21 protein-coding genes and 2 tRNA genes are annotated in these 18,313 nt (G+C 69.5%); 12 read left to right on the forward strand and 11 right to left on the reverse strand.

What is annotated here, in order from left to right; translation table 11 throughout:
* Position 1: 1 nt before the first annotated feature.
* From N1028_RS00485 to N1028_RS00495, 3 genes are read right to left on the reverse strand one after another with little or no spacing between them, the layout of a single operon-like run.
* Positions 2 to 1,033: an Fpg/Nei family DNA glycosylase gene (locus tag N1028_RS00485; protein WP_259524785.1), complete on the reverse strand. Its 1,032-nt coding sequence runs from the start codon at positions 1,031 to 1,033 to the stop codon at positions 2 to 4.
* 18 nt (positions 1,034 to 1,051) lie between these two features.
* Positions 1,052 to 1,540 (reverse strand): ribose-5-phosphate isomerase, encoded by a 489-nt coding sequence (locus N1028_RS00490; protein ID WP_259524786.1) that lies wholly within the window; start codon positions 1,538 to 1,540, stop codon positions 1,052 to 1,054.
* Between the two features lie 14 nt (positions 1,541 to 1,554).
* Complete coding sequence (locus N1028_RS00495; RefSeq protein ID WP_259524787.1) at positions 1,555 to 2,166, reverse strand: mycothiol-dependent nitroreductase Rv2466c family protein; 612 nt, start codon at positions 2,164 to 2,166, stop codon at positions 1,555 to 1,557.
* A 57-nt stretch (positions 2,167 to 2,223) separates the two neighbouring features.
* Here N1028_RS00495 and pepN point away from each other — a divergent pair, with 57 nt between their 5' ends.
* The 4 genes from pepN to N1028_RS00515 all read left to right on the forward strand — a co-directional run bounded on the left by pepN (position 2,224) and on the right by N1028_RS00515 (position 7,998).
* Positions 2,224 to 4,776 (forward strand): aminopeptidase N, encoded by a 2,553-nt coding sequence (gene pepN, locus N1028_RS00500; RefSeq protein ID WP_259524788.1) that lies wholly within the window; start codon positions 2,224 to 2,226, stop codon positions 4,774 to 4,776.
* A gap of 146 nt (positions 4,777 to 4,922) precedes the next feature.
* On the forward strand, positions 4,923 to 5,909 hold the full coding sequence (locus N1028_RS00505; protein ID WP_259524789.1) for a mechanosensitive ion channel family protein: 987 nt from the start codon (positions 4,923 to 4,925) through the stop codon (positions 5,907 to 5,909).
* Between the two features lie 4 nt (positions 5,910 to 5,913).
* Positions 5,914 to 6,321: a globin gene (locus N1028_RS00510; RefSeq protein WP_259524790.1), complete on the forward strand. Its 408-nt coding sequence runs from the start codon at positions 5,914 to 5,916 to the stop codon at positions 6,319 to 6,321.
* A 21-nt stretch (positions 6,322 to 6,342) separates the two neighbouring features.
* Positions 6,343 to 7,998 carry an FAD-binding dehydrogenase gene (locus tag N1028_RS00515; protein ID WP_259524791.1) on the forward strand — a complete coding sequence of 552 codons (1,656 nt, stop codon included), beginning with the start codon at positions 6,343 to 6,345 and terminating at the stop codon, positions 7,996 to 7,998.
* A 22-nt stretch (positions 7,999 to 8,020) separates the two neighbouring features.
* Here the strand turns inward: N1028_RS00515 and N1028_RS00520 are convergent, their stop codons facing one another.
* Positions 8,021 to 8,689 (reverse strand): DUF8185 domain-containing protein, encoded by a 669-nt coding sequence (locus N1028_RS00520; RefSeq protein WP_259524792.1) that lies wholly within the window; start codon positions 8,687 to 8,689, stop codon positions 8,021 to 8,023.
* A gap of 61 nt (positions 8,690 to 8,750) precedes the next feature.
* Between N1028_RS00520 and N1028_RS00525 the strand changes: the two genes are divergently transcribed.
* Positions 8,751 to 9,617: an acyl-CoA thioesterase gene (locus tag N1028_RS00525; protein ID WP_259524793.1), complete on the forward strand. Its 867-nt coding sequence runs from the start codon at positions 8,751 to 8,753 to the stop codon at positions 9,615 to 9,617.
* Here N1028_RS00525 and N1028_RS00530 read toward each other — a convergent pair.
* The 5 genes from N1028_RS00530 to msrA all read right to left on the reverse strand — a co-directional run bounded on the left by N1028_RS00530 (position 9,614) and on the right by msrA (position 13,671).
* The gene (locus tag N1028_RS00530; RefSeq protein ID WP_259524794.1) at positions 9,614 to 10,096 is read right to left on the reverse strand and encodes an acyl-CoA thioesterase; all 483 of its coding nucleotides are present in this window, start codon (positions 10,094 to 10,096) and stop codon (positions 9,614 to 9,616) included. The genes N1028_RS00525 and N1028_RS00530 overlap by 4 nt on opposite strands.
* A gap of 13 nt (positions 10,097 to 10,109) precedes the next feature.
* A complete protein-coding gene (ettA, locus tag N1028_RS00535) occupies positions 10,110 to 11,792 on the reverse strand; it encodes an energy-dependent translational throttle protein EttA (protein WP_259524795.1) in 1,683 nt (560 codons plus the stop codon).
* 2 nt (positions 11,793 to 11,794) lie between these two features.
* Complete coding sequence (locus N1028_RS00540) at positions 11,795 to 12,355, reverse strand: DUF6993 domain-containing protein (protein ID WP_259524796.1); 561 nt, start codon at positions 12,353 to 12,355, stop codon at positions 11,795 to 11,797.
* Positions 12,356 to 12,501: 146 nt separating this feature from the next.
* On the reverse strand, positions 12,502 to 12,996 hold the full coding sequence (locus N1028_RS00545) for a single-stranded DNA-binding protein (RefSeq protein WP_259524797.1): 495 nt from the start codon (positions 12,994 to 12,996) through the stop codon (positions 12,502 to 12,504).
* A gap of 147 nt (positions 12,997 to 13,143) precedes the next feature.
* Positions 13,144 to 13,671: a peptide-methionine (S)-S-oxide reductase MsrA gene (gene msrA / locus N1028_RS00550; RefSeq protein ID WP_259524798.1), complete on the reverse strand. Its 528-nt coding sequence runs from the start codon at positions 13,669 to 13,671 to the stop codon at positions 13,144 to 13,146.
* 68 nt (positions 13,672 to 13,739) lie between these two features.
* Between msrA and N1028_RS00555 the strand changes: the two genes are divergently transcribed.
* The 3 genes from N1028_RS00555 to N1028_RS00565 all read left to right on the forward strand — a co-directional run bounded on the left by N1028_RS00555 (position 13,740) and on the right by N1028_RS00565 (position 15,058).
* Positions 13,740 to 13,964 carry a hypothetical protein gene (locus N1028_RS00555; RefSeq protein WP_259524799.1) on the forward strand — a complete coding sequence of 75 codons (225 nt, stop codon included), beginning with the start codon at positions 13,740 to 13,742 and terminating at the stop codon, positions 13,962 to 13,964.
* 70 nt (positions 13,965 to 14,034) lie between these two features.
* The gene (locus N1028_RS00560; RefSeq protein ID WP_259524800.1) at positions 14,035 to 14,970 is read left to right on the forward strand and encodes a hypothetical protein; all 936 of its coding nucleotides are present in this window, start codon (positions 14,035 to 14,037) and stop codon (positions 14,968 to 14,970) included.
* Between the two features lie 15 nt (positions 14,971 to 14,985).
* Positions 14,986 to 15,058, forward strand: a tRNA-Arg gene (locus N1028_RS00565).
* A gap of 3 nt (positions 15,059 to 15,061) precedes the next feature.
* On the opposite strand, the gene N1028_RS00570 is transcribed toward N1028_RS00565, so the two are convergent.
* Complete coding sequence (locus N1028_RS00570; protein ID WP_259524801.1) at positions 15,062 to 15,283, reverse strand: SCO4848 family membrane protein; 222 nt, start codon at positions 15,281 to 15,283, stop codon at positions 15,062 to 15,064.
* 35 nt (positions 15,284 to 15,318) lie between these two features.
* On the opposite strand from N1028_RS00570, the gene orn reads away from it, so the two are divergent.
* From orn to N1028_RS00590, 4 genes are all read left to right on the forward strand, one after another.
* Positions 15,319 to 15,939 carry an oligoribonuclease gene (orn, locus tag N1028_RS00575; RefSeq protein WP_259524802.1) on the forward strand — a complete coding sequence of 207 codons (621 nt, stop codon included), beginning with the start codon at positions 15,319 to 15,321 and terminating at the stop codon, positions 15,937 to 15,939.
* 48 nt (positions 15,940 to 15,987) lie between these two features.
* Positions 15,988 to 16,063, forward strand: a tRNA-His gene (locus tag N1028_RS00580).
* Between the two features lie 55 nt (positions 16,064 to 16,118).
* Positions 16,119 to 16,469: a metallopeptidase family protein gene (locus tag N1028_RS00585; RefSeq protein WP_259524803.1), complete on the forward strand. Its 351-nt coding sequence runs from the start codon at positions 16,119 to 16,121 to the stop codon at positions 16,467 to 16,469.
* Between the two features lie 54 nt (positions 16,470 to 16,523).
* Positions 16,524 to 17,780 (forward strand): D-alanyl-D-alanine carboxypeptidase family protein, encoded by a 1,257-nt coding sequence (locus tag N1028_RS00590; RefSeq protein WP_259524804.1) that lies wholly within the window; start codon positions 16,524 to 16,526, stop codon positions 17,778 to 17,780.
* 41 nt (positions 17,781 to 17,821) lie between these two features.
* On the opposite strand, the gene N1028_RS00595 is transcribed toward N1028_RS00590, so the two are convergent.
* Positions 17,822 to 18,310 (reverse strand): nucleoside/nucleotide kinase family protein, encoded by a 489-nt coding sequence (locus N1028_RS00595; RefSeq protein ID WP_259524805.1) that lies wholly within the window; start codon positions 18,308 to 18,310, stop codon positions 17,822 to 17,824.
* Between the last annotated feature and the right edge of the window lie 3 nt (positions 18,311 to 18,313).

Here is an 18,313-nt window from a genome sequence, read left to right on the forward strand (position 1 = left end):
GTCAGGCCTGGTCCTTCGGGCACCAGTAGAGCTTGCGGGCACCGAACTCCTCGAGCACGATGTGGGTGCCGCAGAGTCGGCAGGGCAGGCCCTCGCGCTTGTAGACCCAGTGCCGGTCCTCGCGCTTGGCCATCGCCTTGGCGTAGCGTTGCGGGTCGAGGTCGTCCATCGTCATCATCTGCCCGGTGCGCACCCCGAGATCGAGCAGGTAGGCCCAGTCGCGCCAGAGCGCCCGCGCCGTCTCCTCGGGCACGAGCCTGCCGGGAGTGTGCGGGTTCAGGCGCGCGCGGAAGAGCATCTCGGCCCGATAGACGTTGCCGATGCCGCTCACGACCGACTGGTCCATGAGCAGCAGGCCGATGGGGGTGGGCTTCCGGCGCACGACGTCGACGAAGCGCTGCTCGGCCTCGGCCGAGTCGTCGAGCAGCGGATCGGGCCCGAGCTTCGCGATCACCGCGTCGACCTCGGCCGGCTCGAGCACCTGGCACGCGGTCGGGCCGCGGAGGTCGGCGACCGCGGAGTCTGTGAGCAGGCGCACGCGCACGGCGCCGACGGGCTCGGGCGGGAACGTCTCGAGCTCGCCCTCCTTCTCCTGCTCGGCCATCCGCACGCGGGCGAGCCTCGGGGCGCCGATCGAACGCACGGAGTCCTCACCGTCGGCATCATCGACAGCGGGCGCGATGTCGGCGAGGGATCCCTCCGCCTGCTCGCCGAGACCGGCCGGCTCATCGGTGCCGCGCTGGCTGGTCTGGCCCATCCGGCCACCCGCCGAGCGGATGGTGGCATCGGTCGTGATCTCGCCCGCGAAGTCCCAGGCGCCGTAGATGCCGAGGTGCACGCGGAGCCACAGCACGCCGTCGAACTCGAGGAACATCTGCTTGCCCACGGCGCGCGACGCCGTCATCGTCTTGCGGTCGAGCATCGCCGCTCCGTCGACGAAGCGGCCCTGTGGTGAGCTCACCGCGATCCGGCGACCCACGAAGTTGCGGGCGAACTGGCGGGCGATGCGGTGGACGGAGTGACCCTCGGGCATGGAACGGCAGCGCCCCGCCTACGCGTCGACGACGCGGTCGGAGATGGTGCCGGTGGTCTCGTACTCGGCCATCTGCGCGATCCGGCGCACATGGCGCTCCTCGAACGAGAAAGGCTCCTCGATGAACCAGTCGATGAGCGCCGTGGCCTCCTCGATGGTGTGCTGACGGGCGCCGATCGAGATGACGTTGGCGTCGTTGTGCTCCCGGGCGAGCTTCGCGGTGGCCTCGTTCCAGGCCAGTGCCGCGCGCACGCCCTTCACCTTGTTCGCCGAGATCTGCTCGCCGTTGCCGGAGCCGCCGAACACCACGCCGAGCGCCTCCACCCCGGCCTGCTGATCCTGCACCACCGCGTGCGCGGCGTTGATGCAGAAGGAGGGGTAGTCGTCGACGGGGTCGTAGCTCTCGGGGCCGTGGTCGACGACCTCGTGCCCCTTCGCCGTCAGGTGATCCTGGATGTGCCGACTGAACTCGAGCCCGGCGTGATCGGTGCCGATGTGGATGCGCATGGGAATGAGTTTATTTAGAACTGCGGCTCACGCGTGCGCGAGCGCTTCAGTTCGAAGAAGCCGTCGTAGGAGGCCGCCGCCACGATGCCGTCCCAGAGGGTGAGGGCGATCTCGCCCGTGGGGGCCGGGCTGATGACGGGACCGAAGAAGGCCGTGCCGTTGACGGCGATCACCGGGGTGCCGACGTCCTGGCCGACGCGGCCGATGCCGTCGAAGTGGGAGGCGCGCATGGCGTCGTCGTAGTCATCGGAGAGCGAGAAGGCGGCGAGGTCGGCGGGCAGGCCCACCTCGGCGAGCGCCGCCGGGATGACCTCGTCGGGGTCGAGGCTGCCGCCCGGGTGGATGCGGGTGCCGAGCGCGTCGTAGAGGGGTTTCACGACCTCTCGACCGTGGCGCTCCTGGGCCGCGGCCACGAGCCGCGTGTAGCGGAGGGCGCGCGGGAAGAAGGCCTTGTACTCCTCGGGGAGGTCGTGGTTGTCCTCGTTGAGCACCGCGAGCGACATGATGTGCCAGGTCACCTCGAGGTCGCGATGCGCGGCCACCTCGTCGACCCAGCGCGAGGTCATCCAGGCCCAGGGGCACGAGGGGTCGAACCAGAAATCCACCAGCGTCTTCTCCGAAGTCATACGGCCATCCTCGCATCAGAACTAGGCTGATCGGGCAATCGAAAAGGAGAGCATTCAGTGCCTGGAGAAAACCTCACCCGCGCAGAAGCCCGCGAACGCGCCTCGATCGTGGCCACCACGAGCTACGACGTCGCCCTCGACCTCACGAAGGGTCCCGAGACGTTCCGCAGCACCACCACGATCCGCTTCACCGCCACCCCGGGAGCCTCGACCTTCGTCGACGCCATCACCCGCACGGTGCACTCGGTGACGCTGAACGGCGAGACGCTCGACCCGGCGGAGGTGAGCGACGGTGTGCGCATCCAGCTGCCCTCCCTCGCGGCGGAGAACGAGCTCGTGGTCGACGCCGACATGATCTACACCAACACCGGCGAGGGACTGCACCGCTTCGTCGACCCCGTCGACGACGAGGTCTACCTCTACAGCCAGTTCGAGGTGCCGGACTCGCGGCGCATGTTCGCCGTGTTCGAGCAGCCCGACCTCAAGGCCACCTTCGCCTTCACGGTCACGGCCCCCGACTACTGGCAGGTCGTGTCGAATTCCCCCACCCCCGAGCCCGTCACCGCGGTCGAGGGCGAGTCGGCCACCTGGGCCTTCGCCCCCACCCCTCGCATCTCGAGCTACATCACCGCTCTCGTGGCCGGCCCCTACGTCGTGGAGCGCTCGAGCCTCACGAGCGCCGACGGCCGCGAGATCCCGCTCGGCGTGTTCAGCCGCGCCTCGCTCTCGCAGTACATGGACGCCGACTACATCTTCGAGAAGACCCGCGAGGGCTTCGAGTTCTACGAGAAGCAGTACGACTTCCCCTACCCGTTCGAGAAGTACGACCAGCTCTTCGTGCCCGAGTTCAACGCGGGCGCGATGGAGAACGCGGGAGCGGTGACCTTCACCGAGACCTACGTGTTCCGCTCGAAGGTGACCGAGGCGGTGCGCGAGCGCCGGGTCATCACGATCCTGCACGAGCTCGCCCACATGTGGTTCGGCGACCTCGTGACCATGCGCTGGTGGAACGACCTCTGGCTGAACGAGTCGTTCGCCGAGTACATGTCGACCCTCGCGGCCGCCGAGGCCACGGAGTGGAAGGAGGCCTGGACCACCTTCGCCGCCATGGAGAAGAGCTGGGCCTACCGCCAGGACCAGCTGCCCTCGACCCACCCGATCGTGGCGCAGATCAACGACCTCGAAGACGTGCAGGTGAACTTCGACGGCATCACCTACGCCAAGGGCGCCTCGGTGCTCAAGCAGCTCGTGGCGTGGGTCGGCCAGGAGGAGTTCATGAAGGGCGTCGCGGCCTACGTGAACAAGCACCAGTTCGCCAACACCGAGCTCGTCGACCTGCTCACCGAGCTCGAGACCACGAGCGGCCGCGACCTCACCGAGTGGTCGCAGCTCTGGCTCGAGACCGCGGGCGTCAACACCCTGCGGCCGGCGATCGAGTTCGACGAGAACGACGTGATCACCTCGTTCGAGGTGCTGCAGGAGGCGCCGCTGGACTATCCGACGATCCGCCCGCACCGCCTCGCGATCGGGTTCTACGACCTCGAGGGCGACTCGCTCGTGCGCACCTACCGGGTGGAGCTCGACGTCGACGGCACCTCCACGTCGGTGCCCGCGCTCATCGGCCGCGCCCGTCCCGCGCTCGTGCTGCTGAACGACGACGACCTCGCCTACGCCAAGATCCGCCTCGACGCGTACTCGCTCGACGTGGCGATCGAGCGCCTTGCGGGCATCCAGAGCCCGCTCGCCCGCTCCCTCGTCTGGGGTTCGGCCTGGGATGCGACGCGCGACGCCGAGACGCCGGCCCGCGACTTCGTGCGGCTCGTGCTCGGCAACATCGCGAGCGAGACCGAGTCGACCACGATCCGCACCGTGCTCGGCCAGCTCGTGCTCGCCGCCACCGAGTACGTGGCTCCGGAGGCGCGCGACGAGACCGTGCGGACGGCCGCGGACGCGCTGTGGAGGCTCGCCCTCGACGCCGCTCCAGGCAGCGACGCCCAGTTCCAGTTCGTGAAGTTCTTCGCCGCCCTCGCGGGCACCGAGGAGCAGCTGGAGAATGTGTCGCACCTGCTGAACGGGACCGTCGTGCTCGAGGGTCTCGACATCGACACCGACCTCACCTGGGAGCTGCTCATCTCGCTCGTGGCGGGCGGCAAGGCCGGGGAGGCCGAGATCGATGCGACGCTCGCCGCCGACAGCACGGCCTCGGGCCAGCAGTCGGCCGCGCACGCCCGGGCCGCCATCGCGACCCCGGAAGGCAAGGCGGCGGCGTTCGCCTCGCTCGTCGAGAGCGATGCGGCACCGAACGCGATCGTGCGCGCCACGGGCCTCGGCTTCCAGCGCGGCACCGATCCCGCCCTGTTCGAGCCGCTCGTGGAGCGCTACTTCGCCTTGCTGCAGTCGCTCTGGGAGACCCGCAGCTATGCGATCGCCGCCTCCGTGATCAACGGCCTCTACCCGGGCGCCCTCGCGAACCAGGCGCTCCGCGACGCGACGGCGGCCTGGCTCGACGCCAACCCCGAGCCCCCGGCCCTCCGGAGGATCGTGATCGAGAACCTCGCGGGCGTGGACCGGGCGCTGGCGGCACAGAAGAAAGACGCAGGCAGCCGGTAGAGAGAAGAACGTAACGGGCCGTACTCGACGACCCGGAGTGGGAGCGCGGCCGCGCCAGCGACCGCGCCCCCACATGTCGCCCGCGCCGCAGAGGCGGCGGCGCGGCCAGCAACCATTGAGCCTCCGCCCGTAGGGTGGAGGCTCATATGGACTGGAACACATTCTGGGCGAACGTCGGCTCGTTCGTGCACGACTACCGCATCCCCCTCGGCATCCTGACGATCATCGTCGTCGCGTTCATCGCGCGCGCGGTGCTGCTGTTCCTGGTGCGACGACTCGTCGACCAGGTCGTCAACGGAGTCAAGAAGAAGCAGAACGTCACCGACACGCAGGCCCTCGTGGCCTCCCCGCTCGCGGCCGTCCGCATCGTGCAGCGCACCCGCACGATCGGCACCGTGTCGACGAACGTCATCAACGTGACCGTGGTGATCGTAGCGATCATCCTCATCGTCACCACGATCGATCCGAACATCATCGGCTCACTCGCGCTGCTCACCGCGGCGCTCGGAGCCGGCCTCGGCTTCGGCGCCCAGAACATCGTGAAAGACGTGCTGAACGGCCTGTTCATGGTGTTCGAGGATCAGCTCGGCGTGGGCGACGTCGTCGACCTGGGGCCGGCCACGGGCGTGGTCGAGGCGGTCGGCATCCGCATCACCCAGGTGCGCGACGTCAACGGCACGCTCTGGTTCGTGCGGAACGGCGAGATCCTGCGGGTCGGCAACATGTCGCAGGGCTGGTCGCGGGTCATCATCGACCTCGCCATCCCCTACGACTCCGACCTCGACACGGTGCAGGAGAAGATGCTCGACACGGCGGTCGCCATGTCGACAGAGCCGAAGTGGCGCTCGCGCATCGTGGAGCGGCCCGAGATCTGGGGTCTTGAGTCGATTTCGGCCGAGGCCCTCGTCATCCGCCTCGTGGTGAAGACCCGCACTTCGGCGAAGGACGACGTGGCGCGCGAGCTCCGGATGCGCCTGAAGCGCTCGCTCGACGAGCTCGAGGTCACCCTGCCGTCGCTCAACACCGTCGTGCTCTCGGGCTTCGACGGTGCCGCGAGCGTCAAGGGCGCCCGCCCGCCCGGCACCCGCCCGATCCCGACGAACACGCCGCAGACGCCGAACGGCGGAAGATAGTCCCATGATCGAGCTCACGCCCAAGGTCCCCGACCGCAACCCGTTCTACGAGCAGGTCGGCGGCCACGCGACGTTCGTGAAGCTCGTCGAGACCTTCTACGCCGGCATCCGCGACGACGAGGTGCTCGCGCCGATGTACCCGGCCGATGACTGGGACGGCGCGGTCTGGCGCCTCACCGCCTTCCTCGAGCAGTACTGGGGCGGCCCGGGCACCTACAGCGAGCAGCGCGGCCACCCGCGACTCCGGATGCGCCACAACCCCTTCACGGTGAACCCGGATGCGCGGGACCGCTGGCTCTCGCACATGCGCGTGGCCGTCGACTCGCTCGAGCTCGCCCCCGCCGACCGCGATCTGCTCTGGGACTATCTCGAGCGCGCCGCGCATGCCATGGTGAATACGTTCGACGACTAGCCGCGACGAGGGAGTTGCCGCATGAGCCCTGCCCAGACCGACGTGATCGTGGTGGGGGCCGGCCTCTCGGGCCTCGTGGCCGCATGCCAGGTGCTCGATGCAGGGCGGCACGTGACCGTGCTCGAGCAGGAACCGGCGGCATCGCTCGGGGGCCAGGCCTGGTGGTCGTTCGGCGGGCTCTTCCTCATCGACAGCCCCGAGCAGTGCCGTATGCGGGTGCGGGACTCGATCGATCTCGCCCGCCAGGACTGGTTCGGCAGCGCCGGGTTCGACCGGCCGGAGGACGAGTGGGGGCGCCGCTGGGCGGATGCCTACCTCGAGTTCGCCGCGGGCGAGAAGCGGTCGTGGCTGCACGGGCTCGGGGTGCGGTTCTTCCCGGTGGTGGGCTGGGCCGAGCGCGGGGGCGGCGTGGCGATGGGGCACGGCAACTCGGTCCCGCGCTTCCACATCACGTGGGGCACCGGCCCCGGCGTGCTCGAGCCGTTCCTCGCGCGGTTCGCCGCGGGCGTCGCGGAGGGCCGGGCACGCATACTGCACCGGCACCGCGTGGACGAGCTGATCGTCGCGGCAGGTCGCGTCACGGGAGCGCGCGGCACCGTGCTCGCCGCCAGCGGTGTCGGCCGCGGAGAGGCCAGCAACCGGGACGCCGATGGCTCGTTCTCGCTCGAGGCCGGCGCCGTGGTGGTCGCCTCGGGCGGCATCGGCGGTGACCACGACCTCGTGCGCTCGCTCTGGCCCGAGCGCCTCGGCACTCCTCCGGCCTCGATGCTGTCGGGCGTTCCCGCGCACGTCGACGGGCGCATGCTCGGCATCACCGAGCGGGCCGGTGCGCGCCTCGTGAACACCGACCGGATGTGGCACTACACGGAGGGCATCGCCAATCACGCTCCGGTGTGGGCTCGGCACGGCATCCGCATCCTCCCAGGGCCCTCCTCGCTGTGGCTCGACGCCACAGGCCGTCGACTGCCCGTGCCACTGTTCCCGGGTTTCGACACGCTCGGCACCCTCGAGCACATCCTCTCGACCGGCCACGACCACAGCTGGTTCGTGCTGACGCAGGCGATCATCGAGAAGGAGTTCGCGCTCTCGGGCAGCGAGCAGAACCCCGACCTGACGGGCCGTGACCTGCGGTTGCTCGCCCAGCGCATCCGCCCCGGCGCCCCTGGACCGGTGGAGGCGTTCAAGGAGAAGGGTGCCGACTTCGTGGTGGCCGACTCGCTGCCGGAGCTCGTGCAGGGCATGAGGGCGCTCGAGGAGACGCCTGTGCTCGACGCCGCCCAGGTGACGCGCGAGGTGTTCGCGCGGGATCGCGAGCTCGCGAATCCGTTCAGCAAGGACTCGCAGATCACGGCGCTCCGCGGTGCCCGGAAGTACCTCGGCGACAAGCTCATCAGGGTGGCGAAGCCGCACCGGCTGCTCGATCCGAAGGCCGGGCCCCTGATCGCCGTGAAGCTGCACGTGCTCACCCGCAAGTCACTAGGCGGGGTGCAGACCGACCTGTCGGGGCGCGCGCTCGATGCCGCCGGCCAGCCGGTGCCGGGCCTGTACGCAGCGGGCGAGGCGAGCGGCTTCGGCGGAGGTGGCATCCACGGCTACCGGGCGCTCGAGGGCACGTTCCTCGGCGGCTGCCTGTTCTCGGGGCGCGTGGCGGGGCGGTCGGCCGCGGAGGCCGTCTAGCGGCCGATCGGGCCAGCGGCGCTCAGCGCCGGACCAGCACGTGGCCGCGGCGGGTGGTGAGGCGCACCCACGGGCCCGAGGAGTAGATCATCACGATGTCGTCGCGCTTGATGAAGCCGAGGCTGTCGGCGGAGAACGCGGCACCGGCGGGGATGACGACGTCCACGGCATCCGGAGTCTCGATGTCGCGGCCCCAGACCTCGGAGCGCACGCGGTGCACGAGCTGCTCCCCCGTCTCGGAGCCCACCGCCTCGGCCACCTCGGCGATACCGGCCCGCGCGGTGTGCTCGAGCACGTTCGCCTCGAGCGTTCCCGCGGCCTGCCAGCCGCCTCGCGGGGGGCTGATGCCCGCCCAGGCGACACCGGTCTCGGCCGGCGGGAGGGGCACCTCGAGCGGCCCCTCGTTGGAGTTGGCCTGGAGCGAGAGCTGCGCCAGACGGTCGAGCATCGCGCGGATGGGCACGACCACATCGAAGCCGTCCGAGACCGCGAGTGCGAACGTGCGGAGACCGAGCACCGTGGGCGTGCGGTCGAGCAGGCCCTTCGGCGTGAGGGTGGCGGTGTACGCGGCGAGCACGCCGAGACCGCCGATGAGGCGCACCGACCCGTTCTCGACCCGGGCTGCACGCCCCAGGTACACCTTGAGGTCGCCGAGCGAGGCGGCGTCGATGAGGCTGAAAGACTGGACCATCTGTGCTGTCTAAACTACTTCACAGCGAGCCCGCCGCCCACCGAACCACACCGGAGGATCCATGTCCGACCCCCTCGCCGGCTTCCTCACCACCCTCGACCTCGTCGACACGGGAGCCCGCACCGACGAGGACATCTTCACCGGCCCGTCGCAGTGGATGCCCAACGGCCGCGTCTTCGGCGGCCAGGTGCTCGCGCAGGCGCTCATCGCGGCCACCCGCACGGTCGACACCGATCGCGCGGTGCACTCCTTGCACGGCTACTTCCTACGCCCGGGCGACGCGTCGGCGGGCATCACCTTCGGCGTCGATCGGATCCACGACGGCCGCTCGTTCTCGACCAGGCGCACGCAGGCCTACCAGAACGGCGTGCCCATCCTCTCGGTGATCATGTCGTTCCAGACCGAGGACGAAGGGCTCGAGCACCAGGCCAAGATGCCCACGGACCTGCCTCAGCCGGAGGACCTGCCAAGCGCGGTCGAGGTGCTGTCGACGTTCTCGCACCCGGTCGCCGCCGTGTGGGCGCGCGAGCGGGCGTTCGACATGCGGCACATCCCGTCGTCGGTCTACATGTCGGTCGACGGTCCGCGCGAGGCGAAGCAGGCCGTGTGGATCAGAGCGCTCGGCCGGCTGCCCGACGACCCGACCGTGCACCGCGCAGCCCTCGCCTACGCGAGCGACTACAGCATCCTGGAGCCCGTCATGCGGCGGCACGGCGTGGCCTGGGCCCGGCCGAACTTCAAGATGGCGAGCCTCGACCATGCGATGTGGTGGCACCGGTTCGCGCGCGCCGACGAGTGGCTGCTCTACGTGCAGGACTCCCCGAGCGCGAGCGGCGGGCGCGGGCTCTCGCGCGGCACCATCTTCGACCGCGAGGGACGACTGATCGCCTCGGTGGCCCAGGAGGGCATGATCCGCGTCGGCGACTAGCTGCGGCGGCGGAAGGTCAGCGGCTCGTCGAGGTACGGCTCCCACGCCGCCCGCTCGTGCGGCAGGATGCGACGGGGCCGGTCGGTGGCCGCATCGACGAGCACGAGGGTGGTCGAGGCCTTGACGTAGGTGATCTGCGGCTCGCCGGTGAGCGGGCTCTTGATCTCGTAGTAGACGTCGAGACTCGCGCCGCCCAGGTGCCCGATCCAGAGCTCGACGTCGATCGGCTGCCGGATGTAGGGCATCGACCGCACGTACTCGATCTCCTGGCGGGAGATCACGCTCTTGGTGTCGGTCGTGGGGCTCGCGTCGATGACCGCCGTGGTCCACGCCGCCTGCGCCGGGTCGGCGACGTCACCGTCGACCCAGAACGCGAACACGCGCGACTCCTCGAGGATCTTCAGCATCGAGGCGTTGTTGACGTGCCCGTAGGCGTCGAGGTCCGACCAGCGGAGCTGGATCGGCACGTGCAGTCGCATCCGGGCCCGTGCGCTAGTCGCGGGTGAGCTTGCGGTAGGCCGAGCGGTTCGGCTTGGCCGCGTCGGGCCCGAGCCGCTCGATCTTGTTCTCCTCGTACGATTCGAAGTTGCCCTCGAACCAGTACCAGTTGGCCGGGTCGTCCTCCGTGCCCTCGTAGGCGAGGATGTGGGTGGCGATGCGGTCGAGGAACCACCGGTCGTGCGTGATGACCACGGCGCAGCCGGGGTACTCCAGCAGCGCGTTCTCGAGGCTCGAGAGGGTCTCGACGTCGAGGTCGTTGGTGGGCTCGTCGAGCAGCAGCAGGTTGCCGCCCTGCTTGAGCGTGAGCGCGAGGTTGAGACGGTTGCGCTCACCACCGGAGAGCACACCGGCCTTCTTCTGCTGATCGGGGCCCTTGAAACCGAAGGTGCCCACGTAGGCGCGGGCGGGGATCTCGGTCTTGCCCACCTGGATGTAGTCGAATCCGTCCGACACGACCTCGAACAGCGTCTTGTTCGGGTCGATCCCGCCACGCGACTGGTCGACGTAGGAGATGTCGACCGTCTCACCGATCTTGAGCTCTCCGCCGTCGAGCGGCTCGAGCCCCACGATCGTCTTGAAGAGCGTCGACTTGCCGACGCCGTTCGGGCCGATGACCCCGACGATGCCGTTCCGCGGGAGTGTGAACGACAGGTTGTCGATGAGCACGCGCTCGCCGAAGCCCTTGCGGAGCTTCTTGGCGTCGATGACCTGGGAGCCGAGACGCGGGCCCACCGGGATCTGGATCTCCTCGAAGTCGAGCTTCTTGGTGCGCTCGGCCTCGGTCACCATCTCCTCGTAGCGTGCGAGTCGGGCCTTCGACTTGGCCTGGCGGCCCTTGGCGTTGCTGCGCACCCAGTCGAGCTCCTCGGCGAGGCGCTTGGAGAGCTTGGCATCTTTCTTGCCCTGCACCGCGAGGCGCTCGCGCTTCTTCTCGAGGTAGGTCGAGTAGTTGCCCTCGTAAGGGTAGAGGCGGCCGCGGTCGACCTCCGCGATCCACTCGGCGACGTGGTCGAGGAAGTACCGGTCGTGCGTGACGGCGAGCACGGCGCCGTGGTACTGGGCCAGGTGCTGCTCGAGCCAGAGCACGCTCTCGGCGTCGAGGTGGTTGGTGGGCTCGTCGAGCAGCAGCAGATCGGGCTTCTGCAGCAGGAGCTTGCAGAGCGCGACGCGGCGCTTCTCACCACCGGACAGGTTCGCGACCTCGTAGTCGCCGGGCGGGGTTCGAAGAGCGTCCATGGCCTGCTCGAGCTGGGAGTCGAGATCCCACGCGTCGGCGGCATCGATGGCCTCCTGCAGGGTGCCCATCTCTTCGAGCAGCGCGTCGAAGTCGGCGTCGGGCTCGGCCATGAGGGCGCTGATCTCGTTGAAGCGGTCGAGCTTCGCCTTGATCGGGCCGACACCCTCCTGCACATTCTCCAGAACGGTCTTCGACTCGTCGAGCTCGGGCTCCTGCATGAGGATGCCCACGGTGAAGCCCGGCGTGAGCTTCGCCTCGCCGTTGGAGGGGGTGTCGAGCCCCGCCATGATCTTGAGGATGGTGGACTTACCGGCGCCGTTCGGCCCGACGACCCCGATCTTGGCCCCGGGGATGAACGCCATCGTGACGTCGTCGAGGATCACCTTGTCGCCCACCGCTTTGCGGGCGCGCACCATCGAGTAAATGTATTCGGCCATGGTTACCAGTCTATTGGCCGGGTCTGCCCCACGAGGCACGCCCCGGTTCCGAGCGCAGGCGCGACGGTGCTCGTGTAGATGCCGTGGCCGTACTGGCCGATCAGGCAGTTGTTGTCCTTCCACCGCACGGAGAACTGCACCGCGTCGGCCGCGACCCCGACCGTCGTGATGTCGGGGGTCACCTGCATCGCCGCCAGGTCGAATCCGTTGTCGCGCAGCGTGCTCGTGAACTCCACGCCGCCCGCCGCCGGGTTCGCCGCAATGAGCGTGCGGTTGACCGAGTCGAAGAACGGCTGGTTCTCGAGCGCCGTGCCCTCGGGCAGCAGCTGGAGCGTGGGGTCGGGAGCGGGTGGTGTGGTGGGCGCCGCCGAGGTGGGAGGGGCCGTCGTGGCGGGGGTGGCGCCGCCGTCGGCGGGCACGCAGCCGGTGAGCACCACGAGCAGCGCTGCTGGCACGAGTGCGGCCGACGCCCATCGCAGCGATCTGCGCGCCGTGGCAGCGCCGTTCGTTGCGGTCGTCTCGCTCGCGCGCGAACGCCCCAGCCTCGATGTCGCTCTCTGCATGCCTCGCAGCGTCCTCTCGATCGCGGCCCCCCGGTGCGGCGGCTCCTGAAACCTCCCTGAGTTTAGGGCGTGCGTGCCGTCGTCGCCTGGGAGACTCCCCTGCCGCCGCACGGGGGCCTTCACGCCCCGAGGCCGAAGGGAGGGAGTCAGAACGGCAGAAGGGCCTCGGAACCCACCCGCGCCGCTTGTTCGGGCTCTTCCGGTTCGTGCGACTCGAGCGGCTGGCCGGAGGGGAACCCCTCGGCGTCTCGACCCTGCTGCCCGAGGAGCGATCCCGACGGCGAGTGCAACGACCTGGTGTGCACCGACGTGCCCCAGCTGAGATCGTGCCCGATGGCATCCGCATCGACCTCGACGGAGAGGCCCGTCTTCTCGCCCGCCTCCCACGAGCGGATGCGCAGCCTCCCGGTGACGACCACGTGCTGACCGCGCTCGATCGAGACCAGCACGTTCTGGGCGAGCTGCCGGAAGGCGGAGACGGTGTACCAGTTGGTGTCGGCATCGACCCACTTCGAGGTCGACTTGTCGTAGCGGCGCTGGGCGGAGGCGAGCCGGAAGCTCACGATGTCGAGGCCCGAATTGGTGACGACGTGGCGGGGCGGGGTGGCGACGACGCCGGTGAGGGTCAGATGATCGGGCATTGCAGGCTCCTTGCGGTCGAGGTGGGGCGACGGGATCCGTCGTGTGCCACCAAGACTGCGGGGCGGCCCGCACGCGGAACGGCCGGGCCCCTCATCTGTGGAGGAGAGCCCGGCCGTCAGCACCTGTGCAGGAAGCGAGGAGGGACCTCAGGCGGCCTTGATGTACTTGGCGTAGGCCTTCCGCACCTTGTTGACCTTCGGCACCGCGACGGCCATGCAGTAGCCCTGGCCCGGGTTCTTGGCGAAGAAGTCCTGGTGGTACTCCTCGGCCGGGTAGTAGGCCCCGAGGGGCTCGAGGGTCGTCACGATCCCGCCGTCCCAGAGTTCGGCCGCACGCTCGAGGGCCGCTTCGAAGAGGGCCTTCTGCTCGTCTCCGTCGTAGAACATGGCCGAGCGGTACTGGGTTCCCACGTCGTTGCCCTGACGGTTGAGCTGGCGCGGGTCGTGCAGCGTGAAGAACACGTCGAGGACGATCTCGGCCGGGATGACCTCGGGGTCGAACGTCACGGCCACGGCCTCGGCCTGCCCGGTCGTGCCGGTGCAGACCTCCTCGTAGCTGGGGTTCTCGACCGTTCCGCCGGTGTAGCCCGAGACCACCTCGTGCACGCCTTCGAGCGTGCGGTAGACGGCGTCGAGGCACCAGAAGCAGCCACCTGCGAGTACGAAAGTTTCCATGCCCGGATTCTACGGCGTCGGAGTGGGCACGCGGGTCCGATGTCGGTGGCTCGCCGTACCGTCGGGACATGTCCACGATCGCACGAACCGCCAGCGCACACCCGGCCCTCCGTCGCGTCCGCGACGGCTACTGGAGGGTGACGGCCGCATCCGGCGTCGTCCTCGGCTACGTCGAGGAGGTGGGCGAGGGATCGGGCACCCGGTTCCGGGCGAAGCGGCTGTTCGCCGCTACGCGCATCGTGGAGGTCGGCGAGTTCGGTGACGTGGCCGAGGCGGTCGAGTGCCTGCGTTGATGACGAGACTGCGCTGACACACCGGCTCCCCCTCCCTCCGATCGTGTGCGGCCGGGGTTAGGGTGCCGCCATGGAATGGTGGAATGATCTCGTCCGGTGGCTCTCCTCGTCCGACGGCGAGGCCGTCATCTCCAACGTCGTCGTGCCGGCCGTCGCCATCATCGTGGCCGGCCTCCTCGCGGCCTGGATCGCGCGCGGAGCCGTGAAGCAGCTGCTCGCCAAGCACGACCGTGAACTCAAGATCTCGGCCATCGCCGCCCTCATCGACGCCGCCGAGCAGGCCTCCGTGTGGAACTCGCTCACGCCTCAGGAGCAGATCCTCGCCGATCGCGCCACCGGTCAGTCCGACATCCAGGTGCGCCTGCTGCCCATCAAGGGCGCCGACGTGGCTGCCAACTGGGCGGCGCACGCGCTCGCCCAGATGAAGCGCGACTCCGCCACCTTCGGATATCAGGTGGAGCCCGCGGTGTTCGAGTTCCGCGACCGGCTGATCGAATGGCAGCAGAAGCCGGGCCGCGCCAAGCGCGTCTTCCAGAGCGACCTCGAGCGCTGGGCGACCGAAGACGAGTCGAGCGAGCGCGAGCTGCTCGCGCAGCAGGACGCCTGGGTGGCGCAGCAGCACCACAACCAGTTCGCCGCGCCGTCCGACTCCGCGCCGGCATCCGCATCCGCCGGGAGCGCATCCACCTCGCCGTATGCCAAGCCGCAGCAGGCATCCGGAACCCCCGCCGGCGCCTACGAGTCGCAGCGGCTGCCCACGGCCTCCACCGTGATCGCTCCGGCTGCTCCCCTGCCGCCCACCCACGAGCCCCGGCCCACCGTGCAGCAGGTCGCCGCGGGCACCGGCAGCCGCGGTGCCGCCCAGAGCTCGGGTTCGGTGGCCACGGCGGAGGCGTCGCCCATCGGAGACCTCGAGCTCACGACCGACCCCGGCGAGGCCCGGGCCGCGGGCGAGATCCCGCCGCCGGTCAACGCCTTCCCTCCGCGCAAGGTCGGTTCGGAGTAGTACGCTTTCGGGGTCGCCCCTGTAGCTCAGTGGATAGAGCACCGGCCTTCTAATCCGTTTGTCGCTGGTTCGAATCCAGCCAGGGGCACCTCTACCAGGCCCCCGTGAGGGCCGCGATCGCGGCGATCAGCGAGGCGAGAGCGATGGCCAGCGAGATCGCGATCAGCACCGCATGCACCACGAGGAACTTCGTGGGCTTGCCCTGGGCGTCCCTGGCGCGCTCGTCACGGCTGACCCGGCGGTAGAACTGGGGCCAGACGATCGCGTTCCACGCGGCGTTGACCATGAGCAGGATGGCGAGTGCGGTGATCATCCCGGCCATTCTAGGAGGCGCTCTAGAATCGGATCATGAGTTCTTCCTCCGACCGCCTCGTCTGGATCGACTGCGAGATGACGGGGCTCGACCTCGAGGTCGACGAACTGGTGGAGGTCGCGGTGGTCGTGACCGACTTCGACCTGAACCTCGTCGACCCGGGTTTCAGCATCGTCATCAAGCCCGACGACTCCGCGCTTGCGCACATGAACGAGTTCGTCACGAACATGCACGCCTCGAGCGGGCTCGCCGACGAGATCCCGAACGGGGTGAGCCTCGCCGATGCCGAGTACCAGGTGCTCGAGTACATCCTGAAGCACGTCCCCGCGGCTCAGCAGGCCCCCCTGGCCGGTAACACGATCGGCACCGACCGGGCGTTCCTCGCCAAGTTCATGCCGCGCGTCGACGGCCACCTGCACTACCGCAGCATCGACGTCTCGTCGATCAAGGAGCTCTCGCGGCGCTGGTTCCCCCGCGTCTACTTCAACGCCCCGGAGAAGGCCGGCGGGCACCGCGCACTCGCCGACATCCTGGAGTCGATCCGTGAGCTCGAGTACTACCGCAAGGCGGTGTTCATCGGCGAGCCCGGCCCCACCTCCGCGGAGCTGAAAACCATCTCTTCGGGCGTGGTGGAGGAATTCGCCGCTCGGATGTAATAGAATCTTTCTTCGTCGCCCCGTGATCACGATCACGAGGTGAACATGGTGGATATAGCTCAGTTGGTAGAGCGCTGGCTTGTGGTGCCGGATGTCGCGGGTTCGAGTCCCGTTATTCACCCCAACACACACGATGGCCCGGTTCACGCCGGGCCATCGTCGTCTATGGCGAGGTGCTGATGGTCGAGATGGACGCCGATGCGTTCGAGCAGCTCGTGGGCGACGAGCTCGACGAACTGCCCCACGAGATGGTCGACGGCCTCGACAATGTCGTGATCGTCGTGGAGGACCGGCCGGAGGACGGCACCCTCGACCTGCTGGGGCTCTACGACGGCGTCGCGCTCACCGAGCGCGGTCAGTACGGCTTCGGCGAGATGCCCGACCGGATCACGATCTACCGCGAGCCGCTACTGGCGATGGTGGAGTCCCTCGACGAGCTGCGCGACCAGGTGCACGTCACCCTCGTGCACGAGATCGCGCACTACTACGGGATCGACGACGAGAAGTTGCACGAGCTCGGCTGGGGCTGAGCGCGCACCGGGTCGATGCCGGGATCGGCACGCACGGCACCCTAGCCTGGGGGCATGGCAGGTTCAGCAGGGCGCAAGGCTATCCGCGCGGTCGTGATCGTGATCGGCGTGTTCGTCATCCTCGCCATCGGCCTCTACGGCCCCGCCACGCTCGTGGGCCCTCTGCCCCCGGCCACGGCGACTCTCCTCGAGACCTCCGCCGACGCGGGCGTCACCGGCACGCCCACCCTGCCCACGACGGGAGCGAGCGCTCTCGTGGCCGACGGTTCCGACCAGGTGCTCGCCACGGCGGGCCTTCCCGAAGCGGTGCCGATCGGCGGCTCGGCGAAGGTCATCACGGCGCTCGTGGTGCTCGACGCGAAGCCCATGGAGGCAGGCTCCCCCGGCGGCTCCGTCACGGTCTCGCGCGAGGACTACGACGGCTTCGTGCGCTACATCTCCGAGAGCGCCCGGGCCGTGCCCTTCATCGCCGGCGAGACCTGGACCCAGCGGGAGATGCTGCAGGCCGCCCTCCTCGGCTCGAGCAACAACCACGCCGACGCGCTCGCCCGATGGGCCTTCGGCTCGATCGAGGGCTATCTCGCGGCGGCCGACGCCTGGCTCGCCGAGCGCGGGCTCACGAGCGTCGAGCTCGTCGACGCCACGGGCCTCGACGAGGGCGACGTCGGCACGGCCTCGGATCTCGCCCTCATCACGGCCCTGGCCTTCGCCGAGCCCGCCATCGCCGAGGTCATGGCGCAGGACGGGGCGAAGCTCACCGGAGGGCGGGCCGTCGAGAACCTCTCGAGCTACCTGCCCGACCTCGGCTACCTCGGCCTCTCGCGGAGCTACACCGACCAGGCGGGCATCTGCTTCCTCTTCGCCCTCGAGGTGCCGGTCGCCGGCGCCGACGAGACGGTCACCCTCTACGGCGCCCTCCTCCGCGAACCCGACTGGGAGACCGTCGACACCGATCTCGAGACGCTCGCCTCGACGGCCGCGACCACCATCAGGCAGACCCCCGTGATCGCCGAGGGGCAGCCCTTCGTGACCTACACGACCGCCTGGGGCGAGACCGCGCAGGGCGTGGCCCGCTCGACCGAGACGCGGATGCTGTGGGTGACGTCGCCCCTGGAGTACCGGGTCGATGCCGAGGAGCTCAGCACCGCATCCGCCGGCCGCGATGTGGGGAGCGTGACCGTGTCGACACCCGACGGCGACGTCACGGTGCTGCTCGAGCTCGACGCGCGGCTCGGCGACCCCGGCCCGATGTGGCGACTCGGCAACCCCGTGCCCGTGATCACGGCCTTCATCGACTCGCGCACCGACTGACAGCAACGGACGCCGACGGACACCGCCGGACCCGGCAGGCGTCAGGTGGGCACGACGAGCCCGGCGAGCTCCCGGGGTCGCTCCCGCTCGACGAAGGCGCTCCACTGCCGCTCCCAGCGATCCCACTCCCGCGCGTAGAGCTCGCCGTCGCGGAGCAGTGCGCGGCGCTTCCGCTCCGCATCGTCGGTCTCGACCCAGATGGCGCGATCGGCGAGGGCTGCGTTCGCCCGGCTCAGCGCGCCGCAGCCCTCGACGACGAGAGGGGCCGCGGGATCGACGACGTGCCACTCGGCTTGCCGCTCCCCCGCCCAGTCGTAGCGCCGCCAGCGCGCTGTCGTCCCCTCACGGTAGGGCCGCAGCAGGTGCTCGGTGATCTGGGCGCTCGCGGCCTCGAGGCCGTCCCAGCCGGGATAGATGCTGTCGAGCTGCACGAGGGTCGGGGGCACGGGGCCTGCCCACTCGGCGACGAGGCGCTCCGCGTAGTCGGTCTTGCCCGATCCGCTCGGGCCGTCGATGAGGATGATGCTCACGCC

Source organism: Herbiconiux oxytropis (assembly GCF_024979315.1).
Classification (GTDB): Bacteria; Actinomycetota; Actinomycetes; order Actinomycetales; family Microbacteriaceae; genus Herbiconiux; species Herbiconiux oxytropis.

Excerpts from the sequence above, each read along its gene's own strand:
- N1028_RS00540 (WP_259524796.1), bottom strand. The coding sequence starts at position 12,355 with ATGCAGAGAGCGACATCGAGGCTGGGGCGTTCGCGCGCGAGCGAGACG.
- N1028_RS00560 (WP_259524800.1), top strand. The coding sequence starts at position 14,035 with ATGGAATGGTGGAATGATCTCGTCCGGTGGCTCTCCTCGTCCGACGGC.
- N1028_RS00510 (WP_259524790.1), top strand. The coding sequence starts at position 5,914 with ATGATCGAGCTCACGCCCAAGGTCCCCGACCGCAACCCGTTCTACGAG.
- N1028_RS00485 (WP_259524785.1), bottom strand. The coding sequence starts at position 1,033 with ATGCCCGAGGGTCACTCCGTCCACCGCATCGCCCGCCAGTTCGCCCGC.
- N1028_RS00555 (WP_259524799.1), top strand. The coding sequence starts at position 13,740 with ATGTCCACGATCGCACGAACCGCCAGCGCACACCCGGCCCTCCGTCGC.
- N1028_RS00525 (WP_259524793.1), top strand. The coding sequence starts at position 8,751 with ATGTCCGACCCCCTCGCCGGCTTCCTCACCACCCTCGACCTCGTCGAC.
- N1028_RS00570 (WP_259524801.1), bottom strand. The coding sequence starts at position 15,283 with ATGATCACCGCACTCGCCATCCTGCTCATGGTCAACGCCGCGTGGAAC.
- N1028_RS00520 (WP_259524792.1), bottom strand. The coding sequence starts at position 8,689 with ATGGTCCAGTCTTTCAGCCTCATCGACGCCGCCTCGCTCGGCGACCTC.
- msrA (WP_259524798.1), bottom strand. The coding sequence starts at position 13,671 with ATGGAAACTTTCGTACTCGCAGGTGGCTGCTTCTGGTGCCTCGACGCC.
- ettA (WP_259524795.1), bottom strand. The coding sequence starts at position 11,792 with ATGGCCGAATACATTTACTCGATGGTGCGCGCCCGCAAAGCGGTGGGC.
- N1028_RS00585 (WP_259524803.1), top strand. The coding sequence starts at position 16,119 with ATGGTCGAGATGGACGCCGATGCGTTCGAGCAGCTCGTGGGCGACGAG.
- orn (WP_259524802.1), top strand. The coding sequence starts at position 15,319 with ATGAGTTCTTCCTCCGACCGCCTCGTCTGGATCGACTGCGAGATGACG.
- N1028_RS00515 (WP_259524791.1), top strand. The coding sequence starts at position 6,343 with ATGAGCCCTGCCCAGACCGACGTGATCGTGGTGGGGGCCGGCCTCTCG.
- N1028_RS00495 (WP_259524787.1), bottom strand. The coding sequence starts at position 2,166 with ATGACTTCGGAGAAGACGCTGGTGGATTTCTGGTTCGACCCCTCGTGC.
- N1028_RS00590 (WP_259524804.1), top strand. The coding sequence starts at position 16,524 with ATGGCAGGTTCAGCAGGGCGCAAGGCTATCCGCGCGGTCGTGATCGTG.
- N1028_RS00530 (WP_259524794.1), bottom strand. The coding sequence starts at position 10,096 with ATGCGACTGCACGTGCCGATCCAGCTCCGCTGGTCGGACCTCGACGCC.
- N1028_RS00505 (WP_259524789.1), top strand. The coding sequence starts at position 4,923 with ATGGACTGGAACACATTCTGGGCGAACGTCGGCTCGTTCGTGCACGAC.
- N1028_RS00490 (WP_259524786.1), bottom strand. The coding sequence starts at position 1,540 with ATGCGCATCCACATCGGCACCGATCACGCCGGGCTCGAGTTCAGTCGG.
- N1028_RS00545 (WP_259524797.1), bottom strand. The coding sequence starts at position 12,996 with ATGCCCGATCATCTGACCCTCACCGGCGTCGTCGCCACCCCGCCCCGC.